This is a genomic window from Algibacter sp. YIN40, assembly GCF_057219435.1.
This window is the reverse complement of the sequence record NZ_JBXVVC010000010.1, coordinates 1-1210: the sequence shown is the minus strand read 5'-3', so window position 1 is coordinate 1210 and position 1210 is coordinate 1. Positions and strand designations below refer to the sequence as shown.

The 1210-nt window shown below is 39.8% G+C and carries 1 protein-coding gene; it reads right to left on the bottom strand.

The window, feature by feature from the left end; all coding sequences use genetic code 11:
- Window positions 1-1210 (bottom strand): GEVED domain-containing protein (locus AC2D6V_RS15370; RefSeq protein WP_484649962.1); only part of this gene is annotated, 1210 nt, incomplete at both ends.

Sequence of the window (1210 nt, the reverse complement as noted above, 5' to 3'; positions counted from 1 at the left end):
GGTATCATCGGAATCATTACAATCGGTATTGTTAGCACTATAGCCAGCAGGCGCTGAAGACGCACAAAGCATAGCCGTAGTTGTAGATCCAAAACCATCACCATCGGCATCCACATAATAGGTGTATAAAGTTAGCCCTTCATCTATATTACCATCGCAGTTATTATCGATACCGTCACATATTTCTGGTGCTCCTGGATTTATTGAAAAACCGGTTGCAATACTATCGTCACAATCACCATCACATGTAGTATAACCATCTCCGTCTAAATCCGTGCAAGGGTCTAAAATATTTATAGAATAGTCTTCTACTTCTCCATTAAACCCAGTTTCACAGCTTGTAGGATCCACACTGAACTTTACCGAAATACGCATTCTTGCTGTACCAGTTGCTGCACCGGAAGGAATTGTTATTGAAGTAGATGTTGGTGACAAACTTGTTCCATTTTTTACACTGCCTAAGTCGAATTGTTCATCGGTAGTATTGAAAGCTCCATCTCTATCAAAATCTATCCAAGCGAAAGCATGAACTGTTTTATTACCGTTTGTGTCGACGTCTACAGTCAATGAGTGGTTAGAACCTTTAATGACATCGGTGTTAATGGACGTAAAATCTTCGTATGCGTTATCTGTATTATTGGTGTCTGAATTGTCAATATCTACAAATACTACTCGTGTAGCACCTGTTGAATTTGCTGTGCTTCCGTTAGAAGTACAATAAGATAATACCGCTGTTGTAAAGTTATAGGTCGCACTATAAACAGAGGTAGAGGTATCTGGACAAACACTATTAACTTCAACATCATATTGTGTAGAATCCTCTAATCCAGATACTATTTCAGAGGTATTTGAAGTACTAAGCGTTGTCCATGTTGTTGTTCCTGATTTTCTATAGCGGTAATTATAAGTTGCGCCGCTAACATTATTCCAACTAATTGTAGCCGAAGAAGGAGCGATATTAGAAGCTGCTAATCCATTAGGAGGTTGCAAGCAAGGCGCGGGTAGTACCTCAAATGTTTGATCTACATCAGTAGCAGGGTTGTAAGTACTATTTCCAGTTTGACTAGCTCTAACGGTAACAGTTCCTGTAGTTCCTGACAATGTCACTGTGTTTCCGCTTACACTAGCAGGTCCTGATACTATAGAAAAGCTCACTGGCAATCCAGAAGAAGCCGTTGCATTGACTTGAAAAGGCACATCTGTAGTAAAC